Annotated in this window: 1 protein-coding gene; it reads left to right on the forward strand. The window is 60.7% G+C overall.

The features are described 5' to 3' along the window. Positions 1-484: 484 nt before the first annotated feature. Positions 485-684 (forward strand): GFA family protein (locus tag ACXJ7R_RS35420; protein WP_457155845.1); only part of this gene is annotated, 200 nt, incomplete at its 3' end.

A 684-nucleotide genomic window follows, 5' to 3' on the forward strand; every position in this document is an offset into this window, starting at 1 on the left:
GTATCGGTTTGCCAAAGGAAGCACTGCACGGGCTAGGGGGTGCGACGGCTGGGTAATGCCCTGGCTAGCGGCTCTTATCCTTGCTTGCCACAGGCGCTGGCGATGGGCGCCCGAGACGTGTACGCCGGCGGTAGCCACAGGCAAAGCCACCAAGCCATCGCCAAACCGGCATCTCCGCAGACTAGCTGTGAGCTTTCGGGAGAACCGGACCGGGGAGACTGGAGTTACCAGGCTTTGTTGAGGCTCCACAACTAGCTGCGCTCGCGAAGCCCCGGAACAATGTAAGGGTGGTGATGTCTGAACCGGCACCGGGCCCGAGCGAGCGCGGCAAGGACCACATCGTAGAGGCTTTTTCGGAACATCCGGAGACTTTGCTCGTTGCGCAGGGAATATACCGCGACCGCACTAGGGTGCTGCCCCTGTCATGGCGAGAAGAGAGCGACGACCTGAAATGCCACACCGAACGCCGATGCCTCCCAATCTGATGATCGAGCAACCAGCCAGCACGCATTTCCCATCTTGCTCAGGCAATGCTGCATCTGCGCCGATCAAGCAGCAGACGCAGCAACCTCAGCATGCCAACGGCTTCAAGGTTATTCGCGAAGGCGGATGTCTCTGCGGGGCTGCACGGTTCAGCGTCGAAGGGCGGCCCCTCAGGATAGTGATATGCCACTGCCAGGATTG

This window comes from Mesorhizobium sp. P5_C1 (assembly GCF_054049815.1).